Genomic DNA, 6,222 nt, shown 5'->3' with positions numbered 1-6,222 from the left:
GATCACTCCATCTTTGGCTAAAGACTAAAGTGTTGCGTCGACCCGTTGAAATCGCTGCACTAAGCTGCCCTTCGCTGCAATGTCCGCCGATGTCAGCTTTGGACGATGCCAATTGAATGAGCTTATGCAGGACAGCGAGACTGACGACAGTAATTATGCTTGACTGCTGGATCAGGCTCAGCGTGCGCGGCTCGTTCACCTCGCCTTTCAACAATGTCTGCGATACTTCGCGTTTCCGGTAAGTGCCCGGAATAAAATAAAACCCGTAGGAATTCATTGCGGGGGACCAGGGAAAGTCGGGAGGGGTAACTGACATTGTGACTGCTGCTCTTTATATGGCTTTGTCAGATCGTTATAGAAGCAGGCGCAGCACGCAAGATCGCGACCTAGGCATCAATGGCAAACTGCGCCTCAAACGCAACGCCGCCTTGTCGTGTAAACCGGACCACACGGCTGCCACTTTCACGACTGGCCCAACCAAGATCCTCCATCCGCACCAGCATCGCACGGCCCAATCCGCCAGCCAAATGCATCCGTCGCGCGCTCCAATCCAGACAGGTACGACAGACAGGCGCGCGGGCCTTTTCCAGCGCCGAAAGATCAACACCAAATGCGGTGACAAATTCTGCACCGGCGGCGCTCAACAAAACTGTATCATTTTGTTCGATCAGATGGCCTCGCGCCAGCATAGCGTCATACATCGCAATGCCCCGTGCACCAGCCAAGTGGTTGTAGCACACCCGTGCCTCACGCAGCGCCGCATCGCGGGGGCCCGTCTGAGTGCGCAAATGCCCCTTCCCTGCAGCCAGCCCCATCAGTGCCTCCAGCACCGCCGCCACCTCTGGTCCGCTCAACGAGACATAGCGGTGTCGCCCTGCCTTGCGCACAGATGTCAGCCCGCCTGCCTCAAGCTTAGCTAGATGGGCGCTTGCTGTTTGCACTGTAACGCCCGCCTCATAGGCAAGCTCGGTAGCGGTCAAAGCCTTCCCGCTCATCAACGCGCTGAGAATATTCGCGCGTGCGGGATCACCGATCAGCGCAGCAATACGGGCTATGTCCAGACCTTCTTTCATACTTCGACGGTAGACGAAGCATTCACGTCGCGCAACGCGTTAAACAGTGTTATCAACTCAAAGGAGACCCCCATGCTTACCTGCATCATCCGCTACCAGATCGACCCAACCAAAAAGGAACAATTCCAACAATACGCCCGCAACTGGGGGCAGGCCATCCCGCGCTGTGGTGCCGACCTTGTGGGATATTACGCGCCGCATGAAGGCTCTTCGACGCTAGCTTACGGCATCTACAACATTCCCTCATTGGCCGCATACGAAGCGTACCGCGCCCGCCTAGCAAACGACCCACTGGGCCGAGAGAACTACGACTTTGCGCAATCTGAAAAGTTCCTCTTGCGTGAGGACCGCACATTCCTCACCCTTGCCTCTGCCCCTCATGGAGAAAGCAAATGATCGCAGTCATCTTCGAAGTCATGCCGCATGCGGATAAAAAAGACGCCTATCTGGCGATGGCCGCCGAGATGCGCCCGCTGGTCGAGCAGATCAACGGCTTCATCTCGGTCGAGCGGTTCCAAAGCCTCACCAACTCCGAAAAACTGCTGTCTGTGTCTTTCTTCCGTGACGAAGAGGCGCTCGATGAGTGGCGTCGGCTGACCCAACACCGTGGCGCACAAAAAGCCGGGCGCGAAGTGATGTTCCACGACTACCGCCTGCGCGTGGCCCACGTGATGCGAGACTACGGCATGTCAGAGCGCGACGAGGCACCCGATGATAGCAAAGCATTGCACGACTAGAGGCAGTTCGGTCAGACGACCTCTCCTGCGTCGAGCTTTGCAAGCACCGCCTCAGCATCGGCGAGCACGGTCTTGCGCTTGTCCTCGTCCATGCGATCCCACGTCCGGTACATGTTACCCATCCGTGCATTGCCGGAAAACCGATCACGGTGACGGTCAAGGAAGTGCCAGTAAAGCGTGTTGAACGGGCAGGCCCCCTCGCCCGTTTTCTGGTTCACCTTATAGGCGCAGCCTTTGCAATAGTCCGACATGCGGTTAATGTAGGCACCAGAGGACACATAGGGTTTTGAGGCGATCACACCGCCATCGGCAAACTGGCTCATCCCCACAACGTTGGGCGCTTCGACCCATTCGAAGGCATCTGCATAGACCTCAAGATACCAGTCCGCGACTTGCCCCGGATCAATTCCAGCCAGCAACGCAAAGTTACCCGTCACCATCAACCGCTGGATGTGGTGGGCGTAAGCTTCGCGCGCGGTTTGGTCGATGGCGGCAGCCATGCAAGCCATCTTGGTTTCACCGCCCCAATAGACGCTTGGCAAATCCCGTGTCTGGTTCAGGGCGTTACGCTGGGCGTATTCTGGTCCCTCAAGGAAATAGATGCCCCGCACATATTCCCGCCAGCCGATGATCTGGCGGATGAACCCTTCCACCGCGTTGATCGGCGCATGGCCGCTCTTGTAGGCCGCTTCAGCCGCCTGACAAATCTCCAGCGGGCCAAGCAGCCCGATGTTGAGATAGGGGGAGAGAATTGCATGGAACAGAAATTCCTCGCCACGCAGCATAGCGTCCTGAAAGTCGCCGAAACGTGGCAAGGAGTGGGTGATGAAGTGGTCCAACGCCTCAAGCGCCTGCGCGCGTGTGGTTGCAAACCAGAAAGGGCGCAAGTCTCCGAAGTGGTCATCAAATTTCGCCTCAACCAGCGCCAGAACGTCGCCCGTGATGTTATCAGGCCCGAACTTTAGCGGCCCTTCAGGAGCGATATCACCGGGGGCTGGTTTGCGGTTGTCGTGATCGAAATTCCACTGCCCGCCAGCGGGTTTTTCGCCCTCCATCAAAAGGCCGGTCTTGCGGCGCATATCGCGGTAGAAATACTCCATCCGCAACGCCTTGCGGCCATCAGCCCATGCTTCGAATTCGGCATGGGAGGCAAGGAAGCGATCATCCGGCAGCATACGCGTTCTGATGGGCGCATGGGTCAGCTTGTTGATCAGCCGCCATTCGCCCGGCTCTGTGCAGATCACCTCTTTCGCGCCAGTCTGCTCGGCGCGCCGCAAAAGCTCCCCCACGATTGAGCCTGCGTTGTCGGTATCATCCAATTGGCTATAGGCGACCGTCCAACCCGCATCCTCCAGCACGGCGGAAAATTTACGCATCGCGCTAAAGATCAAGGCAATTTTCTTGGGGTGGTGGCGCACGTAAGTCGCCTCTTCGACGACCTCTGCCATCACAACAGTGTCGGCTTCGCGATCCGCTTCACGCAGCGCGCTCAGACTTTCTGAAAGCTGATCACCCAAGACAAGAATAAGACGGCTCACCATGCCACCTCTTTGCCTGCCCAGTCAAAAAAACCGCCGGTTTGCGCGGGTGTCAGGCCCACCAGAACCCGCAACAGGTTTTGCGCGGCATCTACGGCAGGTACTGCGGGGTGCCTTCCAAGATATTTGGCTGTGAACGGAGTCTCCACTGTGCCGGGGTGCAGTGACACGCAGACCAGTTCGGGGTGGGTGCGGGCCAGTTCAATCGCCGTGGTATGTACGATCTGGTTCGCTGCAGCCTTGGCCGCGCGGTAGCTGGTCCAACCACCGATCCGGTTATCCCCGATGGAGCCGACCCGCGCGGTCAGCACGGCACAAACGCTACGCCCTTCACGTGGCAACAGCCGTGCGGCATGACGCATAACAAGGGCAGGCCCGATTGCGTTTACCGCAAACTGATCGGCCATAGCCTGCGCACGCACAGCTTTGATGGACTTCTCTGGCGCTGCGCCGGCGATCTCTAACGCGCCGCTGGCCACGATCAGCCCGTCAAACGGCCCGTCCAGCTTTGCCAGATGCATCTCAACGCTGGCCTCGTCTGTGATGTCGAATCCGTCGCCTGAACGTGACAGCCCCACAACCTCGGCCCCTTGTGCTCTTAAAGCTGCGCTCAGCGCTGAACCTATTCCGCCCGAGGCGCCAACGACCAAAACTCTTTCCATTGAATTTTAACTAGCACGCAGGTGCGGCGGTTCAACGGGTCGATAGCCTTCATTTACCCACGCCCCCAGCCAACTGACGTAAGGGCAAGAAAGACACGATTACCCCCCTTCCCATCTGGAAAAGCCGCGTTATAACTATGATCATGAATAACGTTGCACATAGTCCGTTCTTCGCGCACCCGATTGCGCCATCGCTGCGTGCCCTGCTGCTAGCCCGCCTCTGAGCGTGCCCTCCGGCGCGCCCGCTCAGAGGGATGTGTCGCGCGCCAAGAAAAGCTACAGCAGACAACAGAAAGACAATCCCATGACCACTAGCAAACAAGACCGCGTCTTGATCTTTGACACGACATTGCGCGACGGAGAGCAATCTCCCGGCGCCACGATGACCCACGCAGAAAAGCTGGAAATCGCCCAGCTTCTGGACGAAATGGGCGTCGATATCATTGAGGCCGGCTTCCCCATCGCTTCCGAGGGTGATTTTGCCGCCGTGTCCGAGATCGCCAAGCAGGCGAAGACAGCGCAGATTTGCGGTCTGGCCCGTGCGCAGTTCGGCGACATTGACCGCTGCTGGGAGGCCGTGAAACACGCCGTTAACCCGCGCATCCACACCTTCATCGGCACCTCGCCTTTGCACCGCGCCATCCCCAACCTTGATATGGACCAGATGGCCGAGCGTATCCACGAAACCGTGACACACGCTCGCAACCTGTGCGAAAACGTGCAGTGGTCACCCATGGACGCCACCCGCACAGAGGCCGATTACCTCTGCCGCACGGTCGAGATCGCGATAAAGGCTGGGGCCACCACGATCAACATCCCCGACACAGTCGGCTACACCGCCCCCCGCGAAAGCGCAGAGCTGATCCGCATGTTGCTTGAGCGTGTTCCGGGCGCGGACGAGATCATCTTTGCGACCCACTGTCACAACGATCTGGGCATGGCGACCGCCAACTCCTTGGCCGCGGTCGAAGCTGGTGCGCGTCAGGTGGAATGCACCATCAACGGTCTGGGCGAACGCGCAGGCAACACCGCCCTCGAAGAGGTCGTGATGGCGCTAAAAGTGCGCAATGACATCATGCCCTACCAGACCCGCGTTGACAGCACCAAGATCATGAACATCTCGCGCCGAGTTGCGTCTGTCAGCGGTTTCGCCGTGCAATTCAACAAGGCCATCGTCGGCAAGAACGCCTTTGCGCATGAAAGCGGCATCCATCAGGACGGCATGCTCAAAAACGCCGAAACGTTCGAGATCATGCGCCCCGAAGATGTGGGCCTGACCGAGACGAATATCGTCATGGGCAAACACTCCGGCCGTGCGGCCCTGCGCTCCAAGCTGGAAAACCTCGGCTATGAGCTGGGGGACAACCAGCTTAAGGACGTGTTCGTGCGGTTCAAGGAACTGGCCGATCGCAAGAAGGAAATCTATGACGAGGACCTGATCGCGCTGATGCGTGTCGCCTCCGACCCCGAGGCAGACCGGATTAAGCTGAAGTCCATGCATGTGGTCTGCGGCACCGAAGGCCCCAATGTCGCGAAAATGACCCTGATCATCGACGATGCTGAACAAAGCACCGAACAGACCGGCGATGGTCCTGTGGATGCCTCCTTCAAATGCATCAAGGCGCTGGTCCCTCACTCTGCCCGCCTGCAGCTTTATCAGGTGGCCGCCGTCACCGAAGGCACAGACGCACAGGCTACTGTGTCAGTCCGTATGGAGGAAGACGGCCGTATCGTGACGGGTCAGTCCGCTGACACCGACACAGTCGTCGCATCTGCGCGCGCCTATATCCACGCGCTCAACCGACTGCTGGTCCGTCGCGAAAAAGGCGGCACCGACAAGCGTGAGATCAACTACAAAGACGCGAACTAAAAGAACCCGAGGCCGGATACGCGTCTGGCCTCGGACACCTTCGTTTTATTGATCGCACAGAATTAGGGGAACGTCCGCTCTGCGGACAAAACGTCATTTGCTTTGCGAAGCACATCGGCCTAACCTCTGCTCCAACGAGCAGAGAGATTTGGAACCCAATTGACTTATCAAGAGTGTCTGAGCTCCACCTACTTTGATTTGGATTGTTGCCCTTGTTGGGGTGATCACATCATTCATTATCTGGAAATTCGGTAAGAGAATATCAGCCATCCTCTGTCTTGGCATTGGGGCACCTCTAAAAATTGCCCTGACGTTGGTTCTGCGATATGATTGAGCCGTAAA

General features: G+C 57.9%; 7 protein-coding genes. 3 read left to right on the top strand and 4 right to left on the bottom strand.

The annotated features are described in order from the left end of the window. Together V7730_RS21715 and V7730_RS21710 are read right to left on the bottom strand one after the other, a co-directional pair. Positions 1-277: hypothetical protein (locus V7730_RS21715; RefSeq protein WP_335749645.1), on the bottom strand; the 277-nt coding region annotated here is incomplete at its 3' end. A gap of 109 nt (positions 278-386) precedes the next feature. Then, entirely contained in the window at positions 387-1,073 is a 687-nt protein-coding gene (locus V7730_RS21710) for an ArsR/SmtB family transcription factor (protein WP_335749644.1), read from the bottom strand. Between the two features lie 72 nt (positions 1,074-1,145). On the opposite strand from V7730_RS21710, the gene V7730_RS21705 reads away from it, so the two are divergent. After that, entirely contained in the window at positions 1,146-1,469 is a 324-nt protein-coding gene (locus V7730_RS21705; protein WP_335749643.1) for an NIPSNAP family protein, read from the top strand. After that, positions 1,466-1,810 (top strand): antibiotic biosynthesis monooxygenase family protein, encoded by a 345-nt coding sequence (locus V7730_RS21700; protein ID WP_335749642.1) that lies wholly within the window; start codon positions 1,466-1,468, stop codon positions 1,808-1,810. The genes V7730_RS21705 and V7730_RS21700 overlap by 4 nt, the downstream gene beginning before the upstream one ends. Positions 1,811-1,821: 11 nt before the next feature. Here V7730_RS21700 and V7730_RS21695 read toward each other — a convergent pair whose 3' ends face one another. Beyond that, positions 1,822-3,351 (bottom strand): cryptochrome/photolyase family protein, encoded by a 1,530-nt coding sequence (locus tag V7730_RS21695; RefSeq protein ID WP_335749641.1) that lies wholly within the window; start codon positions 3,349-3,351, stop codon positions 1,822-1,824. Further along, positions 3,345-4,010 carry an SDR family NAD(P)-dependent oxidoreductase gene (locus V7730_RS21690; RefSeq protein WP_335749640.1) on the bottom strand — a complete coding sequence of 222 codons (666 nt, stop codon included), beginning with the start codon at positions 4,008-4,010 and terminating at the stop codon, positions 3,345-3,347. The genes V7730_RS21695 and V7730_RS21690 overlap by 7 nt, the downstream gene beginning before the upstream one ends. Positions 4,011-4,314: 304 nt before the next feature. Between V7730_RS21690 and V7730_RS21685 the strand changes: the two genes are divergently transcribed. Beyond that, positions 4,315-5,880, top strand: coding sequence for a 2-isopropylmalate synthase (locus V7730_RS21685; protein ID WP_335749639.1), 1,566 nt, complete (start codon positions 4,315-4,317; stop codon positions 5,878-5,880). The last annotated feature ends 342 nt before the right edge of the window (positions 5,881-6,222 follow it).

The organism is Sulfitobacter sp. (genome assembly GCF_036961165.1).
GTDB lineage: Bacteria > Pseudomonadota > Alphaproteobacteria > Rhodobacterales > Rhodobacteraceae > Sulfitobacter.
Note: the sequence above shows the minus strand (reverse complement) of the source record. Positions and strands in the feature narration are given on the sequence as shown.